This window comes from uncultured Albimonas sp. (assembly GCF_963977235.1).
In the GTDB taxonomy this organism is placed as follows: domain Bacteria; phylum Pseudomonadota; class Alphaproteobacteria; order Rhodobacterales; family Rhodobacteraceae; genus Albimonas.
Map to the genome: position 1 here is coordinate 23857 of NZ_CAXBOD010000008.1, position 19195 is coordinate 43051.

15 protein-coding genes and 2 pseudogenes are annotated in these 19195 nt (G+C 71.1%); 4 read left to right on the forward strand and 13 right to left on the reverse strand.

Annotation, left to right across the window (positions count from 1 at the left end; translation table 11 throughout):
• Positions 1-27: 27 nt before the first annotated feature.
• Positions 28-1080 (reverse strand): hypothetical protein, encoded by a 1053-nt coding sequence (locus tag AAC134_RS06905; RefSeq protein WP_339948333.1) that lies wholly within the window; start codon positions 1078-1080, stop codon positions 28-30.
• Positions 1081-1603: 523 nt separating this feature from the next.
• On the opposite strand from AAC134_RS06905, the pseudogene AAC134_RS06910 reads away from it, so the two are divergent.
• A pseudogene (locus AAC134_RS06910) lies at positions 1604-1882 on the forward strand (IS3 family transposase); the annotation flags it as partial.
• Positions 1883-2089: 207 nt separating this feature from the next.
• Here the strand turns inward: AAC134_RS06910 and AAC134_RS06915 are convergent.
• Complete coding sequence (locus AAC134_RS06915; RefSeq protein ID WP_339948334.1) at positions 2090-2989, reverse strand: ice-binding family protein; 900 nt, start codon at positions 2987-2989, stop codon at positions 2090-2092.
• 435 nt (positions 2990-3424) lie between these two features.
• Between AAC134_RS06915 and AAC134_RS06920 the strand changes: the two are divergent.
• A pseudogene (locus AAC134_RS06920) lies at positions 3425-3691 on the forward strand (DDE-type integrase/transposase/recombinase); the annotation flags it as partial.
• A gap of 388 nt (positions 3692-4079) precedes the next feature.
• On the opposite strand, the gene AAC134_RS06925 reads toward AAC134_RS06920, so the two are convergent.
• The 9 genes from AAC134_RS06925 to AAC134_RS06965 form a co-directional block, all read right to left on the reverse strand.
• Positions 4080-4859: a GntR family transcriptional regulator gene (locus AAC134_RS06925; protein ID WP_339948335.1), complete on the reverse strand. Its 780-nt coding sequence runs from the start codon at positions 4857-4859 to the stop codon at positions 4080-4082.
• Between the two features lie 79 nt (positions 4860-4938).
• Positions 4939-6705 carry an AMP-binding protein gene (locus AAC134_RS06930; protein WP_339948336.1) on the reverse strand — a complete coding sequence of 589 codons (1767 nt, stop codon included), beginning with the start codon at positions 6703-6705 and terminating at the stop codon, positions 4939-4941.
• On the reverse strand, positions 6702-6929 hold the full coding sequence (locus tag AAC134_RS06935) for an acetyl-CoA carboxylase biotin carboxyl carrier protein subunit (protein WP_339948337.1): 228 nt from the start codon (positions 6927-6929) through the stop codon (positions 6702-6704). Before AAC134_RS06935 ends, AAC134_RS06930 begins: the two co-directional genes overlap by 4 nt.
• Positions 6930-6999: 70 nt before the next feature.
• Entirely contained in the window at positions 7000-8571 is a 1572-nt protein-coding gene (locus AAC134_RS06940; protein ID WP_339948338.1) for an ABC transporter substrate-binding protein, read from the reverse strand.
• 272 nt (positions 8572-8843) lie between these two features.
• Positions 8844-10388: a carboxyl transferase domain-containing protein gene (locus AAC134_RS06945; RefSeq protein ID WP_339948339.1), complete on the reverse strand. Its 1545-nt coding sequence runs from the start codon at positions 10386-10388 to the stop codon at positions 8844-8846.
• 122 nt (positions 10389-10510) lie between these two features.
• On the reverse strand, positions 10511-11818 hold the full coding sequence (locus tag AAC134_RS06950; protein WP_339948340.1) for a TRAP transporter large permease: 1308 nt from the start codon (positions 11816-11818) through the stop codon (positions 10511-10513).
• Positions 11819-11852: 34 nt separating this feature from the next.
• On the reverse strand, positions 11853-12356 hold the full coding sequence (locus AAC134_RS06955; RefSeq protein ID WP_339948341.1) for a TRAP transporter small permease: 504 nt from the start codon (positions 12354-12356) through the stop codon (positions 11853-11855).
• A gap of 98 nt (positions 12357-12454) precedes the next feature.
• Complete coding sequence (locus tag AAC134_RS06960; RefSeq protein ID WP_339948342.1) at positions 12455-13594, reverse strand: hypothetical protein; 1140 nt, start codon at positions 13592-13594, stop codon at positions 12455-12457.
• 14 nt (positions 13595-13608) lie between these two features.
• Entirely contained in the window at positions 13609-14265 is a 657-nt protein-coding gene (locus tag AAC134_RS06965) for a flavin reductase family protein (RefSeq protein WP_339948343.1), read from the reverse strand.
• 195 nt (positions 14266-14460) lie between these two features.
• Between AAC134_RS06965 and AAC134_RS06970 the strand changes: the two genes are divergently transcribed.
• Together AAC134_RS06970 and AAC134_RS06975 are read left to right on the forward strand one after the other, a co-directional pair.
• Positions 14461-15351, forward strand: a complete 891-nt coding sequence (locus tag AAC134_RS06970) for an IclR family transcriptional regulator (RefSeq protein ID WP_339948344.1) — start codon at positions 14461-14463, stop codon at positions 15349-15351.
• A 17-nt stretch (positions 15352-15368) separates the two neighbouring features.
• Complete coding sequence (locus AAC134_RS06975; RefSeq protein WP_339948345.1) at positions 15369-16163, forward strand: enoyl-CoA hydratase-related protein; 795 nt, start codon at positions 15369-15371, stop codon at positions 16161-16163.
• A 132-nt stretch (positions 16164-16295) separates the two neighbouring features.
• Here AAC134_RS06975 and AAC134_RS06980 read toward each other — a convergent pair whose 3' ends face one another.
• Both AAC134_RS06980 and AAC134_RS06985 read right to left on the reverse strand, forming a co-directional pair.
• A complete protein-coding gene (locus AAC134_RS06980) occupies positions 16296-17429 on the reverse strand; it encodes an acyl-CoA dehydrogenase family protein (RefSeq protein ID WP_339948346.1) in 1134 nt (377 codons plus the stop codon).
• 43 nt (positions 17430-17472) lie between these two features.
• Positions 17473-19029, reverse strand: a complete 1557-nt coding sequence (locus tag AAC134_RS06985) for a long-chain-fatty-acid--CoA ligase (RefSeq protein ID WP_339948347.1) — start codon at positions 19027-19029, stop codon at positions 17473-17475.
• Positions 19030-19195 lie beyond the last annotated feature (166 nt).

Genomic DNA, 19195 nt, shown 5'->3' on the forward strand with positions numbered 1-19195 from the left:
CCCACCCCGCCTCCACGAACGAATAGGTCAGCGCGACCGCTTCGCCCGGCAGTCCCCAGCGGTACGAGGGTTCGACATCGTAGGAAAGCAGGGCGTCGATGTCCGGGTTGCCGGAGAAAACGTTCTGCGTGCCCGGCGACGAGCCGTCCGATTCAAGGGCGTCTTGTCCGAGCATCGTGATCTCCAGTCTTGCGGTGGCTTCCGCGCCTGCCGCGTCCAAGGCGGTATAGGTGTAGCCGACGGCCTTCGTCTCGCCCGCCGGCAATTCGGGCGCGAGATGGACGAAGCGCCCGTCGGGATCGGCGGCCAGGTCGCCGACGGCGTCGGCGGCGGGTCGAGCTCGATGTCCTCGACCCAGACCTCGCCGCCTTCCGGCGCGAGGATCATGAGATCGGCGCCGAGGCCGGGCGACAGGCGGTCGTGGCCGCCGCCGCGGACCAGGTCGGCGCCGGACGAGCCCGGGATGATCTCCCCCAGCTCCCCGCCCTCCTGCGCCTCGCCGACGCCGAGCGCGGCGCGGCAGCTGGAGTTGGGCGCGTCGTCGCCGATGCCGAAGCTGCTGCAGACGTTGATCTCGCGGATCAGCGTCGTCGCGCCGTCCGGCCCGATCTCGAGCGACACGCGGCCGTCCTCGAGCAGCTCGAAGCCGACCTCGTCCCGGTTGCAGGGTGTGACGACGACGTCGCCCGGGCCGCCGGCGGCGCGGATCCCGGCGCCGGGCCCCAGCACGAGCTGTCCACAGGACGCCACGCGCTCGCCGGCCGCGGCCGCCGTGCCGAGCGCGCCGGCCATGTCGTGGATCGTCTCGCGCAGATCGGCGGCCCGGAGGCGCGCGGTCGGTACGTCGTCGCGCATGTCGGCGACCGCCGAGCGGACGGACTCCGTCCTCCCCCGCGTCACGGTCAGCAGCGACGCGAGCGCCGGCAGCTCGGCGATGCGGTCGTCGCCGAGCCAGAAGACGTTGCCGTCGAGATCGCGGATATCGAGCGCTCCGCCCTGCGCATCCGGCTCCGCGAGCGTGACGCGCACGACGGCGTCGTCGTCCCTGATCGGGAAGAAAAAATCGACGGCGTCAGGCATGATCGGGTCATCCCGAAAAAGGTCATCGCAGACCAATAATCATCAAGTTGAACGGCAGCTCGATGTCGCGCAAGCGCCGCGCGAGCGCCCGTGCAACGTCGATGCGCCGGGCACTTGCGCCGAAGGTCGGACGCGAAGGCGGACCGTCGGCTTCGACACGCAAACCGGAGAGCAGCCCGAAGCGCGATGCGGCTGGCCCCGACCCGCGCCGCATGTCCTGCGCCCCCCATCGCCTTCCGCCGCGCGTCATCCGGCACGCGATCCGGCTCTGCCTCCGGTTCGCCTGCGCGGCCGCGATCCCTGGCGCGCGGTCGACGACGAGGGCCAGACGCAGGAGGGGGTCGCCCTGTCCCGGCATGACCGGAAAGCGGCGCTGAAGCTGCTGCGCAAACGTCTGAAGCGGCAGGGTTTCGCGCCGGAGGCCATGGTCGCCAACCGGCTGCGCCCCCACGGGATCCTGGCCTGCCGGACCGCCAGGTGTCGGGCGGCCGATCCGACAACCGGGCTGAAGTCCCGCACCGGCGTTGACCACAAGAAGCTGTTCCACGGGTATCGAGAGGAACGTCTGGGGACGCCCCGTCGCGACGGCCGCAAGCGGGCGCTGGGAACGCGCGCGCCACTGGCGGTCCCGCAGGGTCCGAAGCGGAGAGGGTCGACCGAGTTCGCCCAGGACGCGCTGACGGATGGCCGCGGGTTCCGCAGCTGGGCGCGGGTCGACGACGTCAGGCGGGACCGCCTGGCCCTCCTCGCCGACACCTCGGTCTCGGGGCGTCGCGTGGCGCGGGAACCGGGCCGGGTGATCGACCTGCCCGGGCGGCGAGCGACCTTCGCAGATGCGGTCTTGTCATGACGGCCTCCGGGGGCAGGCGTCAGGGATCATGGGCGCCACGTCACTGAACAAGAGCCTGCCGACACCTCCATCGACACGTCCTTGACTGTGAATTGCTCCGGCGACGATCCCTTTGCCGCCGGGCGAGGCGCCTGCGGCTTTGCCGTGTTGACGCCCCTCTCAGGCAGCCGGGCGTCTGCCGCGGGCAGCGATCAGCGCCGCGAACCCGCTGACCAGAAGGAGAATCCCCGCCGGCAGAGGAACGGCCGCGGTCAGGGGCGCATAGGCGCGAAACACGACCTCGCCTCCGTCGACCACATCCAGTCCGCCGCCGAGGCCGCCGCTTTCGGCCAGCGCGCCGTCGCACCCGATCGACAGGCTGTTCTGCTCCAGCGTCACCGCCTCGGTCTCGGCGAGCAGCCGGCCGCAGAGGTTCGTGGCGCCCGTGGCCGCAGTGATCGACGCCGAGGCCAGGATGTTGCCCAGGAACTCGGTTCCGGAGCCCAGCGTCGCCGAGCTCCCGACGTTCCAGAACAGGCCTGCCCCCGGCCCGGCGCCCACGATGCTCACCACGGCGTCGGACGAGGTGATCAGCGTGCTCGGCATGTGAAAGACCCAGGCGGCGTTGGCATTGCCGCCGCCGTCCAGGATCAGCGTGCCAGACAGGTTGGTGACGCCGGCCGCCACCGTGTAGACGCCAGGCGCCAGCGTCAGGCCGGCCAGATCCGCGCCCAGCATGGCGCCGATCCCCAGGGACGCCAGGTAGCCGCGCGCGATCGAGAGCTGGCTTTGCGCGGACTGCGCCGTCGGCGTCGTGGAATGCACGAGACCGTCGGTCACCTGAACGTCGGCGACCGCGGCGCCCGCAACCGCGGTGAATCCGGTGACCGCCGGTCCGATCCCCACGCCGACGTTGCCCTGAACCACGCTCGTGGGCACGTTGGTGACCGTCGACGCGCCCAGCACGGCAAAGCTCGAAAGATCGTCGCCCAGGATCGGAAGCGCCAGGGCGAAGACCGGCGTGCCGATCAGCGCGGCCGCGATGGGAAGCGCGGCCACACGCGTGGGGAAGCGGAACATGACTGTGAACTCCGGCGAGCCATGCGGGAACCAGGTGATTCTCGTGACTGCCGTTAAGTCATCGCACGACGCGCCGATTCATCAAACGTTAATAATAAGCACACCTTCGTGATGCGAGGTCCATGGCGGCTCAGCACCCGGGGCCTCTCGCGCGCGAACACGACCAACCGGCGACGCACCGACCTTGCCGGCGCGCGGCGTCTTGCGAGCGCGAGCGGGGCCGTCGCAGCGGTTCCGAGAGCCGGGCGTGCGAAGAGGAGGCCACCGCTCGCCAGCGCCCTCAGGCTCTCCGGTCCGGCGAGGATCGCCCTGCGAACGGTCGCCGTCGGTGTGGCGCTCCCGCGTGGCTGGCCCACTGCGCATTCGTCCATTCGCGGGAGCCGATCCGCCTTCTACGTCCGGCGGAGGGCGAGCGCGCGCCGAACCTGGTTCTGATGCGCAGACATCGCCTGGCTGGCGATCCGCCGCGGGATCCTCCACCTGGTGGCCGTCATGGACTGGGCGACGCGGAAGGTATTGGCCTGGCCGGTGTCGAACACGCTGCACGCTGGCTTCTGCATCGAGGCGCTGGAGGCGGCGTTGGCGCGCCATGAGCCGACGGGGATCTTCAGCACCGACCAGGGCGGCCAGTTCACCAGCCCGCGCTCTGCCGGCGTGCTTCGCGACGCGGGCGTGCGCATCTCCATGACCGGCCGCTCGCGCCGTCTTGCCAGGGACCGGGAGGCGAGGACCGCCGGCGCCGAAGCCTGACTGCTGAGCGTCCATCTCCGCACCCGCGCGGGGTGACGATGGGCGGCAAACGAGGGCCGGCGCAGGAGATGCGCCGGAGGCTCGGGCCTGTCGCGTCGCGCGTCGGGCCGCCATCCGGTTCACCCGACAGAACCGGATGCGACAATCGAGGGAGAGGACATTCGCCAGGACCGCAAGCCTCCCTGCCCCGCGGATATCCTGGGTCAGATCACCTCCGCCCGCGGACACCCCCAACGATTCAGCCAGATGGAGCTTCGCCCTGGACTGAGACGGCCACACGATTCCGGCGACCCAGAGGCGCGGTCCGGCTGACCCCTGAACCGGAGGAAGCGACGCAGCGTCAGCCCGGCTGGACCCTGGCGCGGCGCTCCCCCGTCTCTCTCGTCTCTCCCGGCGCGGACGCGGGGGGGCGGTCGTCGACCAGCGGGCCCGGGCGCAGCCGCGCGAGGGCGTCGAGCGCGGCCTGGCGGCCCTCCTCCATCCAGCCGCGCACGCTGCGCTCGACCTCGTCGGGGCGGCGGGCGCGCAGGGCGGCGACGGTCTGGGCGAACTGCTCGGCGCGGCGGCGGCGGATCTCGGGGGTCGCGCCCTCCAGCGGCATCTTCCACAGCGTGGTCCAGAAGGAGTGGTCGTTGAGCTCGGTCCAGATCTGCTCGGCGAGCTCGTTGCCGCCGGCCCGAACCAGCGCATGGCAGGCCCGGCCGAGCGCGAAGGCGATGGCCTCCGGATCGCCCTCGGGCCCCTCGGCGGCGGCGCGGATCTCGGCCAGGCGCCGCTCCAGCGCCGCCAGCAGGCCGGGCGAGGGGTCGCGCGCAGCGCTGCGCGCGGCATATCCCGCCAGGGCGATCCGCACGCCGTACTGATCGGCGACCGAGTCGATGGTGATGCCGCGCACGAAGGCCCCGCGGCGCGGCAGGATGTCGACCAGGCGGCGGCGTTCGAGGATGTGGAACGCGTCGCGCACCGGGCCGCGGCTGACCGAGAACCGCTCGGCGAACTGCTGCTCGCCCAGCCGGTCGCCGGCGCGCAGTCGGCCCTCCATGATCGAGAGGCCGCAGGCGTCGGCGATCTGCTCCGCGATCGAGCGCGGGGCCTGCCTGTTCGCCCTGTTCAGTCGCATCTCGTCCCGCCTCGAAGCCCCGGCATCGGGCATTGTGATGGCGTCCGGATCGCGCTGCAACCCGGCCGGGTTCGCCGCCTCAGCCGCCGCCTCGGGCGCCCAGCTCCGCCAGCAGCCCGGCCTTGAGCTTGTATTTCTCGACCTTGCTGGTGGGCGTGGTGGGCAGCGCCTCGACAATGCGGATGTGACGGGGGCGCATGTACTTGGGCATCACCTCGGCGGCGTGGGCGCGGAGCGCCGCCTCGTCGAGCGTCGCGCCGTCGTGGGGTTCGACGAAGACGGCGATGTCGTCTTCCTCCCCGTCGCGGGCCGGCACGGGCACGGCGGCGCAGGCGCGCACGCCGGGGTGGCGGGCCATCGAGGTCTCGACCTCGAACGACGAGACGTTCTCCCCGTGCACCCGGAAGAAGCCGCCCATCCGGTCGATGAAGACATGACCGTTGCGCGCCGGATCCACCAGCTTCACCGCGTCGCCGGTGTGGAACCAGCAGTTCTTCAGCGCCTTCAGCGTCGCCTCGGGCTTGTTGAGATAGCCCTCGGGCAGGATCCCCGGAACCTTCGGGCGCAGGCACAGCTGACCGACCTCGCCCGGGGGGACGGGGCGGTCGGCCTCGTCCAGAACCGCGACCTCGTAGAGGGGCGAGGGGCTGCCCATGATCCCCTTGGGCAGATCCTCGCGCCCGTCGTAGAGGATGCGCCCGGTCTCGCGGGCGCGGGCGCGCAGCGTCTCCTTGGGCAGGCCGCGGCGCCATTCGGGGGCCTTGGCCTCGTCGTCGGGGAACTCGTCGATGACGGCGGAAAAGACGTGGCCGGCCTCGGTCTGGCCGAAGCCCACGGTCATGAAGTCGATGCCGAAGCGGGTTGCGAACTCATGGTGGCGGGCGCTGTAGGGCTGGATGTGGATCTTGCGCAGGGTGTGGGCGCGGTCGTCCGTGGAGGGCGCCTGGGCCATCAGCCGCGGCACCATGACGTCGAGCAGGATGCCCGCCGTCGCCCCCACCTCGTGCACCCGGTCCCAGAACCGGGTCGGGCTGAACCGGTCCCACAGGCCCACGGTGGCGCCGTTCCACACCGCCCGGCACAGCATGTAGTAGGCGCCCCCCACGTGGTAGAGGGGCAGATCGCAGTAGATCACGTCGTCGGGCGCGTCGAAGCGGCGGATCATCTGCGTGTACTGGTTGATCCAGCGATAGCTCTGCAGCACGCCCTTCGCCGGGCCGGTGGTGCCCGACGTGTAGATGATCGAGCACGGATCGGAGGGAGTGCGCGTCACCTCGGGCGGCGGGTCGTCCCGCTCCAGCGCGTCGAGGCGGATCGCGTCGGGGGCCAGGCGCGCGACCACGGCGGCCTCGTCCTCGATCTCTCCGTGACCGCCGGGGCCGGGGACATGCAGGACCATGCGCTCGGCCCGCCAGTCGACCGCGATCGCCTCGAGCGGCTCGAGGAAGCTCGCGTCGGTGATCAGCAGGCGCGGGTCGGCGTCCGAGAGCTGGTAGGACAGCAGCGCGCCGGTGAGGTTGAAGTTCACTGGCGCAAAGATCGCCCCCGCCCGCCAGATCGCGAACATCGCCAGCGCGGTCAGCAGCGAGTTCCGGGTCAGCACCGCCACCCGGTCGCCGGGCCGCACGCCCGCGGCGGCGAGCCCGGCGGCCATCCGCTCGGACCTCCGGCGCGCCTGCTCCCAGGTGACCTGCGTGCCGTCCTCGCCGTAGTGCAGAAAGACCTTGTCGGGATGGGCGGCCGCAGCCTCGTCGAGCTTGTCGAGCACGATCTCCCCGTCTTCGACCAGTAGCGCGTGCAGCGCCGCGTCGCCGGCGGGGAGGGCCAGGTCGGGAGCGGCGGTCATCGCGCAATCTCCAGCGTGGCGAGAGGCTGATCCTCCTCGACCATGTCGTCGAGCGCGACGTGAAGCGCGCGGACAAGCCCGGCGCCGGGGCTGGCGACGGGGATCTCCATCTTCATCGCCTCGATCATCACGATGGCGTCGCCCGCCTCCACGGCCTCGCCCGGCGTCTTCAGGATCTCCAGCACGCGGCCCGCAGTGTCGGAGCGCAGCACGTCCTCGGTCATTCGATGGGTCTCCCGTGAGAATCTCGGGGTCCGCCCCCCGCGCCGAGGCGGGAGGCGGGGTCGGCTCGGCTCAGCTCGAGCCGAGCGTGACAGTGCGGAACTTGGGCTTGCCCAGCAGGTTGGGCTGGTAGCCGCTGACCGCGGTCGTGGCCGCGTCGACCTCGTAGGCCACCGCGATCGGCACGCTCAGCGCGGCTTCCATCGCGATCCGCTGCACCTCGCCCAGAGCCGCGGCGCGCGCCTCGATCTCCTGGCTCTCGCGGCTGGCCTGGAGCGCTTCGAGGAAACCCTCGGGCGGGGCCACGCGACCGGCGTTGTAGAAGGAGGACTCGGTGTAGAGCAGCGCGTAGGTCAGCGTCGGGTCGGGACGCCCCGTCCAGTAGGACAGGAACGCGTCGCCGAAGCGCTCGGGGCCCATGAAACGGTTGGTCACGTCGGCGACCGGGCCGTTCACGAACCGGCCCGTCACGCCCACCGCGGCGAGCTGTTCGAGCACCACTTCCGAACGCTGGACCGAGGCCTGGTCGTGCATGCCCATGATGGTCAGCTCCACGCCGTCCTCGAAGCCCGCCTCCTTCAGCAGGGCCTTCGCCTTGTCAGGGTCGTAAACCATGTGCCCCGCGGCCGCCTCGGACCACGCCCAGTGAGCCTTGGGCAGGACCATGCGCGCGGGCTCTCCGACGCCGGCCTGGGTGGCGGTCACGAAGGCCTCGCGGTCGAGCGCGTAGCCGATCGCCTGGCGCACCCGCACGTCCGCGAGCGGCCCGCGGGAGCTGTTGAAATACAGCTTGTGGACCCGCAGCGTCGGCCCCTCGAAAAGCTGCAGCTGAGGCATCCGCTCGATCAGCGTCTTCTGCTGCTCGGCCAGGAGGTAGGCGAGATCCGCCTGCCCGGACTGGATGGCCCGGAAGGCGGTGGCCTTCTCGGTGATGATGCGCAGCTCCAGCCCGTCGACCCCGGGGACGCCCTCGCGCCAGTGATCGGCGAAACGCTCGCCCCTCACGCTCTCGGAATCGGTCCAGGAGACGAAGCGCCACGGGCCGGTTCCGACCGGGTTGCGGGCCATGTCCCGTTCCGGATCGTCGCCCAGCGCCTTGGGCGAAACCATCAGCCCCGCCCGGTCCGACAGGATCAGCGGCAGGGCCGTGTCGGGCGCCTTGAGGCGGATGGTGACGGTGTGGGCGTCGGTGGCCTCGACCTCTTCGATGTTGGCGAGGTCGTTGCGCACGTTCGAGACCTGCGCCCCGCGGTTGCGGTCGAGGTTGAACTTCACCGCCGCCGCGTCGAAGGGGGCGCCGTCGTGGAAGGTCACCCCCTGCTCGAGGGTCAGCACCAGGGTGTTGGCCTCGGGAAACTCCCAGGAGCTGGCCAGGCCCGGACGGGCGGCCAGCGTCTCGGGGTCCCAGTCCACCAGGCTGTCGTAGAAGCAGTAGAGGAACGTGTGATCGGTGCCCGAGGCCCCCGTCGAGGGGTCGAGGCTCGAGGGGTTGTGCCCCGAGATCACCCGCAGCGTGCCGCCATCCTGCGAGAGCGCGGCGCCCGGCAGGCCCATGGCCGCGAGCCCCGCCGTCCCGGCGAGCCCCGCGAGCACCTGCCGGCGTCCCGGCCGCCATCCCGGCGGCGTGGTTCCGATGCGAGTCATGACGTGTCTCCTCCCATGCGGCGCGCCGCCGTCGTGTCGCGGCGGTTGGTTGCTGCGCCGTTCGGCCCGGCCGGTCGGCTGGCGGCGGGGCGGCCGGGCGGGGCCCCGCTTTCCCGGCGCAGGCGCGCCGGGCGTCTCGGGCTTCCTGGCGCAGGCGCGCCGGGCGTCTCGGGTTTCCTGGCGCAGGCGCGCCGGGCGTCTCGGGTTTCCTGGCGCGGGCGCGCCGGGCGTCTCGGGTCTCCCGGCGCAGGGCGCGCGGGGCGTCTCGGGCTTCAGGGGCGGGCGCGGGTGCGCGGCGGCTCCCGTCGGTTGATGCGGTAGGCGAGTTCGGCGAAATCGCACAGCAGCGGCCGGGTTTCGGAGGGGTCGATGATTTCCTCGATGTTGAACGCCTCGGCGGTGCGGAACGGGTCTCGGTATTTCTCCAGCCCCGCGGTCAGCTCCTTCAGCCGCGCGGCGCGGTCGGGGGCGGCGTCGAGATCGCGGCGGAAGGCGGCCTCGACGCCCCCCTCCAGGGGCAACGAGCCCCAGTCCCCGCTGGGCCAGGCGTAGCGGAAGCGGAATCGCTCGGGATTGAGGTTGGCCGCCCCCGCCACCCCGAAACACTTGCGCACGATCACCGAGCACCACGGCACGCTCGCCTGGTAGACCGCCGCCAAGGCGCGGGAGCCGTGGCGGATGGTGCCGGCCTGCTCGGCGTCGGGGCCGATGCGGAAGCCGGGAATGTCGACCAGGTGGACCACCGGCAGGCGGAAGGTCTCGGCGAAGTCCACGAAGCGGGTGACCTTCATCGCCGTGTCCGCCGACCAGGCGCCGCCGTAGATCATCGGGTCGGAGGCGAGCACCCCCACCGTGCGCCCCTCCAGCCGCGCCAGCGCGGTGATCGACGACCGCCCGTAGCGCGGCGCCATCTCCATCACGCTGCCGGCGTCGAAGACCGCCTCGAGGATCCCGCGCATCTTGTAGACCCGCCGGCGGTCGGAGGGCACGACCGAGGCCAGCGCCGGCTCCCGCCGGTCGGCGGGGTCGTCGCAGGGGGCGCGCGGGATCTCCTCGCCGCTGGACGAGGGCAGATAGGCCAGGAAGCTGCGCACGGTCGCGAAGGCCTCGGCCTCGTCGGCGACCACCAGGTCGGCGGCGCCGGCGCGCTCATGGATGCGGGCGCCGCCCAGCTCGTCTTTCCCGAGATCCTTGCCCATGGCGCCGCGCACCACCGGCGGGCCCGCGATGAACATGTGGGACATGCCCTCGACCATCACCGTCAGGTGCGCCGAGACGGCGCGCGCCGAGGCGATGCCCGCCACCGAGCCCAGCACCAGCGCCACCACCGGCACGGTCTCGAGGCTGGCGACCACCGAATCCCAGCCGGGGTTCATCGGCACGTAGGTGCGCCCCAGCGCCTCGGTGGTGCGGACCGAGCCGCCGGTGGCGTCGATCAGGCGGATCATCGGCAGGCGCAGCTCCAGCGCCATCTTCTCGGCCTGGACCACCTTCTCGTCGATGGTGGCGTCGGCGGCGCCGCCGCGCACGGTATTGTCGTCGGCCGCGATCACCACCGGCCGTCCGTCGATGCGCGCCCGTCCGAACAGGAAATTCGAGGGCGAAAGCTCGATCAGCCGCCCGTCGGGGTCATACTCCGCCTTGCCGGAGACCGATCCGATCTCGCGAAAGCTTCCCGCGTCGCAGAGTTGGTCGATCCGGTCCCGGACCGTGAGCTTGCCGCGGTCCCGCTGCCGCGCCACCGCCTGCTCGCCGCCCATCCGCGCCGCGAGCGCGCGCCTGCGTCCGAGCTCGTCGAGCCCGCTGCCTCCATCCATGACGTCCTCCCCGGTGGGCGGCCTCTTGGGCGGGCCGCCCTTCCATAAGGGAAGAGAACCATCCGATCCGGTTAATTGTCAACAATTCTCCGAGAACGGGACGCTCGGCCGGCCGCCGCCGATCACCCGATCAGGGCGGGGAGGAACGTGACGATCTGGGGGAACAGGATCAGCAGGCCGCCGATGATCAGGTCGACCACCAGGAACCACACGATCCCGCGGAAGATCCCCGACAGCGGGATCAGGTCGCCCACCACCCCCTTGATGACGAAGACGTTCATGCCGACGGGCGGCGTGACCATGCCCACTTCGAGCAGCTTGGTCAGGAACACGCCGAACCAGATCAGCGACCAGCCCGCGTCGCCCACGATCGGCAGCACGATCGGCAGGGTCAAAAGCATCGCCCCGATCGGCTCCAGGAACATGCCCAGGATCAGGTAGATCAGCGCCAGGCCGAGCACGATCATCACCGGGTCCGCCCCGAAGCCCATCACCGCGTCGGTCAGGAACACCCCTGCCCCGCTCAGCGCCAGGAACCGGATCAGCAACGCCGCCCCGCAGCCGATGATGAACAGCGTGGCGGTGGTCATCAGCGTCTCGCGGATCGCGTCGACGAAGGCGCTCCGGGTGAGGCTGCGGGTGAGGAGCGCGATCAGCGTCGAGAAGGTCGCGCCCAGGGCGCCGGCCTCGGTCGGCGTGAAGAAGCCGCCGAACAGGCCCCCGAAGATCAGCGCGATCAGCGCCGCGATCGGGGCCACGTCGCGGAAGGCCGCAAAGCGCATCCGCCAGGTGACCTCCTCCTCCACCCGCGGAGCGAGGGAGGGGTTGAGCGTCACCCGCACCACGATCAGCGCCGCATAGCCCAGCGCCGTGATCCCCCCCACGACGGCCCCGCCCAGGAACAGCTGACCGATCGAGACCTGCGCGATCATTCCGTAGAGGATCATCAGGATCGAGGGCGGGATCAGCGCCCCCAGCGTCCCCGCCACCGCCAGCGAGCCCGTCGCCAGCCGCGCGTCGTAGCCGTAGCGCGTCATTTCCGGGATCGCGATGCGCCCCATCGCGGCCGAGCAGGCGACCGACGACCCCGCCACCGCCGCAAAGCCCGCCGCCCCGAAGATCGAGGCGATGGCCAGCCCCCCCGGCAGCGCCGAGGTCCACAGCCGCGCAAATCGGAACAGCCCCGCGGTCAGCCCGGCGGCGAAGCAGATGTATCCCATCATCAGGAACATCGGGATCGAGCTCATCGTCCAGGTGGCGGCGAAGGTGTAGGGAACCAGCGACAGGGTCCCCCAGGCCGAGCGCTCGCCGCCCACGATCCACAGGCCCGCGAAGGACACCGCGATCAGCGCGAAGGCGATCGGCACGCGCATGGCCACCAGGGCGAACAGGATGGCGACGCCGGTCAGGCCGATTTCGATGTTGCTCATGTCTGGAAGGTCCGGTCTCGGGCGTCTGAAGGGCTCATTTCGGGGGCGCGAGCCGGCCCAGCGCGTATTCCAGCAGGCGCAGGCCGCTGATCAGGGTCATCAGCGCGCAGCCCACCGGCAGCAGGAAATAGCTCGGCCAGGTGGGGATGCGGGTCCCGAACTCGACCGAGAAACTGTTGATCTTCCACTTGGTCAGCGCGTCGAGCGAGGCGGTCCAGGTCAGCAGCGCGAAGACCACGACCGCGATCAGCAGGGCGAACCCGGCCATGTGATACTGCACCCGCCGGGGCGCGAGATGGGCGGCCGCGTCCATCGAGATGTGCCCGTCCGTCGCCTGCGCGTAGGCCAGCGGCAGGAACGCGCAGGCCACCATGTAGTAGTCCGACACGATCAGCGTCGTCCCCGGCAGCGGCCGGCTGAGGAACGGGCGGGTCAGCACGTCGAGCGAGACGTGCAGCATCATCAGCACCACCGCGGCCCCCGCGACGATCATCGCGAGGTTCAGCAGGCGGTTGGTCACGGCGAAGACGAGGGTCATCCCGTAGCTCCGGGCAGGTCGGGGAAAGGCGGCGCCGAGGCGGCCGCCGCAGGCGTCGGGCGCAGCGCGGCGGCCGCGGGGGCCGCCGCGCCGGCGTCTCAGTTCAGGCCGTAGGTCTCGTAGTCGACCTTGCCGAGAACCTCGGTCCACAGCAGCTCGGCCAGCGCTTCCTGGTCGGTGGGGTCGAGCGGATCGGTCAGGCCCTTCCACTTCGCCAGCAGCGTCTGGAAGGTCTCGGCCTTGGCCTGGGTGTCCTGCACCCCGTACTGCTCGGCGTAGAGCTTCACGATCGTGGCCACGTCCTCGCGGGTGAAGGCGTCGGTGGCCTCGGCAAGCGAGGCGTCGGGCTCATGCACCTCGATGCCCATCTCGCGGGCCTTGGCCAGGTCGGTCTGCGCCTGCCGGACGTAGGCCGTGGACATGAAGGCCGCCGTCTCGGCCATGCCGCGGGCCATCATCTCGCGCTGCTCGACGCTCAGGTCGGCCCAGTAGCCCAGGTTGAAGTGACCGATGCCGGTGCCCCCGAAGGTGCCGCCGGGGACCGCCAGCGTGATCCCCTTGACCACGTCGAACAGCGAGAAGTTGGACATCTCGCCCACCGCGTTGACGGTGCAGTCGATCAGGCCCTGGTTCAGCCCGTCGTACATCTCGTTGCCCGAGATCGACGAGGCCGTGGCCCCCATCGCCTCGGTCCAGCGCCGGAAGGTGTTGGTCGAGGAGCGCAGGACCTTGCCCTGCACGTCGTCCAGGCTCGTCAGCGGCTCGCGGCACAGCAGCGAGAACTGCGTGCCGGGCGCGGTGGCGAGATAGACCTGGTTCTGCGCCGCGATCTGCATCAGGCAGTCGGGGCAGTTGAAGATGATGTACTCCATCATCGCGCCCGCCATCGCCGCGGCGATCGAGGTCGGCTTGCCGTCGATGTTGGCGGCCATCGACAGGTCGGCGGGGAAGTTGGCTTCCGAGAACTCGTTCTGGAAGTAGGGCGTCAGCACCATCGACACGTCCGCCACGCCCGAGGTCAGCCCCGGCGAGGCCTGGCGCAGGTCGAGCAGGGTCAGCGCGAAGACCTCGGCCTCGATCTCCGAGTTCGCCTCGACGTATTCGGCGAAATGGTCGTAGGTCGCCCCGATGATCGACTGGGCGGGATAGCCGTGGGCGATGCGCAGGCTCTGGGCCCCGGCGGGCGCGGCGGCGAGCCCCGCCGCCAGCGCGGCGGCGAGCGTGATGGTCCGTTTCATGATTTCCTCCCGGTTCAGGCGTTCTTGTCGGCGTCGGCGTCGGCCGAGCGTCGCGTCCAGTCGGCCGGGTTCAGGCGGCGGAGCTGGAAAAGGTCGGTGGCGCGCGCGTACCAGCCCGGGTTGTGCAGGCGGGAGACGGGCGCGAGGGCTGCGGTGTCCACGCGCATCCGCTCGGCGTCGATCAGCGCGTCGCGGATGTGCATCGCCGCCACCTCGCCCAGCGCGATGCCCTGGGCCTCGCCCAGCTCGATCGCCTGGAACAGGCGGCATTCGAAGGCGACGGGGGCGGACAGGATCCGGGGCGCGGCGACCAGGTCGCCCGGCGCGGTGTCGAGGCCGGCCTCGGCCAGCTCGTCGACCTCGGGGCCAAAGTCCATGGCGGCGACGTTCATCGCCTCGAGCAGCGGCTCGTCGACCAGGTGGACGATGAATTCGCCCGTGGCGCGGATGTTGGCCCAGCTGTCCTTGCCGGCGGCCGGCCCGCGCGGCTCGAACCCCAGCGCCAGCAGCGGCGGGGTCGACTGAAGGCAATTGAAGAAGCTGAAGGGCGCCGCGTTGGGTCGCCCCTGCGCGTCCAGGCTGGTGACCAGCGCGATCGGACGCGGCGTCACGGTCGAGGTCAGCAGCTTGGAGCGGTCGCGCTCCGACAAGGTCGCGAAGTCCAGCCGCACGGCGGCGCCTCCTGGTGATGTTTCCTCTGGCGGCCCGATTCAGGGCTGTTTTTTGCAAGCTAGTTTCGCCAAGTGAAACATGCAATACACAAACGCGGCGCGTTCCGGTTCCAGCCCCCCCGGTGCGTCCCGGTGGCGAAATCGCTCCGAGTGAACGATGATGCCGGCGATGCGACGGAGCGGCGGAAGGACGAGATGGCGAAGACAGGCGGCAACCGCGGGAAGGACGACCGGGAGGCTCGGCCTGCGCCGAAGAGCGAACGGAAAGTCTCGCGCTCGGCGATGCCGCTGATCTTCGACGACGACGACCTGTCCGAGGAGCTGGGCGCCGACCGCAAGTTCAACTGGTCGCTGGCCCGCGGGCTCGAGATCCTGCGCGCCTTCTCGGGGGGCAACGCCTCGCTTGGGAACGGAGAGCTCGCCGAGATCACCAAGCTGCCCAAGCCCACGATCTCGCGGCTGACCTACACGCTCAAGCAGCTGGGCTACCTGCAGCTCAACGCCCGCTCGGGCAAGTTCGAGCCGACGCCCGCGATCCTGGCGCTGGGCTACCCGGTGATGTCGACGATGAAGATCCGGGTGATCGCGCGCGACTACCTCCAGCAGCTCGCCAACGAGGTCGGGCTGACGGTGGCGATCGGCGGGCGCGACCGGCTGGGGATGATCTATGTGGACGCCTCCCATCCCTCGACGATGATGACCCTGCGCCTCGACGTGGGCAGCCGGGTGGACATCGCCACCTCGGCGATGGGGCGCTCGTTCATGCACGGCATCTCGGCGCCGGAACGCGAGCTGCTGCTGGGCGTGATCGAGCAGCGCGCGGGCGAGGGCTGGCCGAAGCTGCGCGACGCGATCCAGCGCAGCTTCGACGAGATCGACCGCCGCGGCTTCTGCATCGTCGACGGCGAGTACCAGGAGGATATCCGCGGCGTCGGCGTGCCGCTGGTCGCCTCGGACGGGGGCGCGGTGCTGGCGCTGAACGCCGCCGGGCCCCGCTTCGCCGCGACGCTTGAGACGCTCGAGACCGTGGTCGGACCGCGCCTGGTGCACCTGTCGCGCTCGGTCGCGCCGATGCTCAACCGATAAGAAACCGGAGGAACCCCATGTCCGCTGACCACGAGGCGCCCGCAGGCGGCGTCCGCCGCACGCTGGAGGGCGGGATCGGAACGCTGATCCTGGACAACCCCGCCGCGCGCAACGCCATGACCGCGCCCCTGCAGGCCCAGCTGATCGAGGGCCTGCGCGCGCTGGGCGCGGACCCCGAGTGCCGGGTGATCGTGATCGCCGGCGAGGGCGGGCATTTCTGCGCCGGCGGCGACGTGAAGGGCATGGTCACGCTGACCGCCGACAACGCCGACCGCAAGCTGGTGGCGATGCAGGAGATGATCCGCGGCGTGGTCGAGGCGCCCAAGCCCGTGATCGCCGCGGTCGAGGGCGTGGCGGTGGGCGGCGGCATGGCGCTGGCCGCGGCCTGCGATTTCGTGGTGGCGGCGCGGGACGCCCGCTTCGCCTCGGCCTTCGTCAAGATCGGGCTGATGCCGGATCTCGGCGCGATGTGGACGCTGACCATGCGCATGGGTCTCGGCCGCGCGCGGGCCTTCCTGATGTCGGGCGAGGTGATGGGCGCCGAGGCCGCCCGCGAGGGCGGCATGATCGAGGAGGTCGTCGACCCCGGCCAGGCCCTGCCCCGCGCCCAGGAGATGGCCGCGGGCTTCGCCACCATGGCGACCCGGGCGCTGGCGCGCACCAAGTCCTACATGGCGCGCATGCCCATGGGCTTCGACGAGGCCCTGAAGCTCGAGCCCGACGCCCAGACCGCCTGCATCATCTCCGAGGATTTCGCCGAAGGCCGCGCGGCGTTCCTCGAAAAGCGCGCGCCGGTCTTCAAGGGGCGGTAAGCCCCCGGGCCGGGGGGCATGGCGCATTGAAATGCGCCCTACGTCCCCCGGCGCCGCGCACACGGCGACCAGGCGCAACGCCGTAGGGCGCATTTCAATGCGCCATGCCCCCCGCCGGACGAAGCGCCCCCTTCAGAGCGAGCGGCCCACGATCTCCAGCATCACCTCGCTCGCGCCGCCGGCGATGCGCTGGTAGCGGCTGTCGGCCCACAGGCGCGAGATCGGGTATTCCTTCATGTAGCCGTAGCCGCCATGCAGCTGCAGGCAGATGTCGAGCACCCGGTCCTGCATTTCGGTCCCCCACAACTTCGCCATCGCCCCTTCCTCGGGCGTCAGCTCCTTGGCGATCTGGGCGGTCAGGCAGCGGTCGACGAAGGCGTGGCCGACCTCGATGTCGGTGGCGCAGCGGGCGAGCTGGAAGCGGGTGTTCTGCAGGTCGAACAGCGTGCCCCCGAAGGCCTGGCGCTGCTTGACGTGCGCGAGCGCCCAGCCCATGGCGGCCTCGGCCACCGCGACGGTGTTGATGGCGATGATCAGCCGCTCCCACGGCAGGTTCGCCATCAGCATGCCGAAGCCCCGGCCCTCCTCGCCCAGCAGGGCCGAGCCGGGCAGGCGCACGTCGTCAAAGAACAGCTCGGCCGTGTCGGCGGCGTGGGTCCCGATCTTCTCCAGCTTCCGCCCCTTGCGGAAGCCCGGCAGCGAGGTGTCGACCAAAAACAGGCTGACCCCGCGCGCCCCGGCCGAGGGATCGGTCTTGGCCGCCACCACCACCAGATCGGCGGTCCAGCCGTTGGAAATGAAGGTCTTCTGCCCGTTCAGGACATAGCCGTTCCCGTCCCGCCTCGCGGTCGCGCGCAGCGCCTTCACGTCCGAGCCGCCCGAGGGCTCGGTCATCCCGATCGCCGCGATCGCCTCGCCCGAGGCCATCCGGGGCAGCCACTCGCGCTTCTGCTCCTCGGTCCCGTAGTTCAGAAGGTAGGGCGCGATGATGTCCGAGTGCAGCGACCAGCCCGGGCCGGTCAGGCCCAGGCGATACTGCTCCTCGAGCAGAATGGCCGCATAGCGCTCGTCGACGCCGGCGCCGCCGTATTCCTCGGGGATCAGGGTGCAGAGCCAGCCCTGGCGGCCCATCTCCCGCCAGGCCTCGCGCGAGACCTCGCCCGCGGCCTCCCACTCGGCGTTGCGCGGCAGGAACTCGGTTTCGAAATAGCGGCGGACGGTGTCGCGGAAGAAGTCGTGCTCGGGGTCGAACAGGGCGCGGCGCATCGGGGTCTCCGGAAAATGGGGGGCGAGGGAGGGACGGGCGGCCTCAGCCGGCGCCCTGCCCCTCCCAGTATGGCGCGCGCAGCTCGCGCTTGAGGATCTTGCCGGCCGAGCTCAGCGGCAGCGGCTCGGCGCGGATCTCGACCCGGCGGGGGCACTTGTAGGGGGCGAGGCGCGCCCGGCAGAAGTCGATCAGCGCCTGCCCCTCGACCTGCGCGCCGGGCCGCGGGACGACCAGCGCCAGCACCGTCTCGCCCCATTGCGGGTCAGGGATCCCGATCACCGCGCATTCGGCGACGCCGGGGAACTCGGCGATCACGTTCTCGACCTCGATGGCGAAGACGTTCTCGCCCCCGGTCTTGATCATGTCCTTGAGCCGGCCGGCCAGGAACAGGAACCCCTCCTCGTCGAGCCAGCCCAGGTCGCCCGAGTGCATCCAGCCCTCGCGCAGCGCCTCGGCGGTTTCCTCGGGGCGGTTCCAGTAGCCCTGCATGACGTTGGGCCCGCGGATGGCGATCTCGCCGACCTCGCCCGGCGCGGCGCGGGCGCCGTCCGCGCGGCGCACCTCGACCTCGCACAGCAGTCCCGCCTGCCCGCAGGAGCGGCGCTTGGCGGCGTAGGGCCCCTCGGTCGTCGCGTACTTCCCCGGCAGCATGGTGGCGATGGAGGCGACCTCGGTCATGCCGTAGCCGTGCACGAACTGGGCGTTGGGCAGCAGCACCAGGGCGCGCCGCAGGGTCTCGTCCTCGATCGGGCTGGCGCCGTAGAGCACCTTGAGCAGGCTCGACAGGTCGCGCCGCTGCGCCTCGGGATGGTCGAGCAGCATCTTGATCATCGTCGGCACGAACTGCGCGTGGGTCACGCGGCAGGTCTCGATCCGCTCCAGGCAGTCGGCGGGATCGAAGCGCGGCACGTAGGCGTGCGCGCCGCCCATCATCGTGACCGCGAAGGTCGAGGTCCCGTCGGCCAGGTGGAACATCGGGGCCGAGTGCAGGTAGATCGAGTCCTCGGTGAACTGCAGCGAGGCCATCGCGTTGATCGCATTGGCGCAGATGTTGTCATGGCTCAGCATCACCCCTTTCGAGGCGCTGGTGGTCCCCGCGGTGTAGTAGAGCCCGGCGAGGTCCTCGCCCCCCCGCTCCGCATCCGCGATGGGCTCCGCGCCCGCGAGCAGCGCCTCGTAGGGGACGAGGTCGGAGCCGGCCTCGCCGGCCTCGCCGATCAGCACGGTGCGCGTCCAGGCGCTCGGGCGCGGGGTCATCGCTCGCGCCAGCGCCAGGCCTTGGGCATCCGCGACGAGCACGCCGATGCCCGCGTCCTGCATCAGGAAGGACAGCTCGCGCGGGGTCAGCCGCCAGTTCATCGGCACCGCGACGGCGCCGCACCAGGGCAGCGCAAACAGGGTCTCGAGATAGAATTCGCTGTTGAACGCCAGGATCCCGACCCGGTCGCCCGGCGCGACGCCCATGGCGCGCAGCCCGCCCGCCAGCCGCGGAACCCGCGCCATCGCCTCGCGGTAGGTCCGACGTCCCTCGGCCGAGACCCGGACCGCCCCTTCGGGATTGGTCGCGGCGGCGCGCTTCAATCCATGCGTAAGCTGCATGATCGCTCCTCCCGAAAGATCGTCGTCCAGGCTCTGCGGCCCGTTCGCTCCACGCCTGCGACGCGAGCAACAGCGACATACCAGTTTCACCTAGCAAAACACAAGCGGCACATGGGGCGGTCAAGTCGCCTGCGCTCGGATCGGCGTCTTCGGCCCCAGGGCAGGG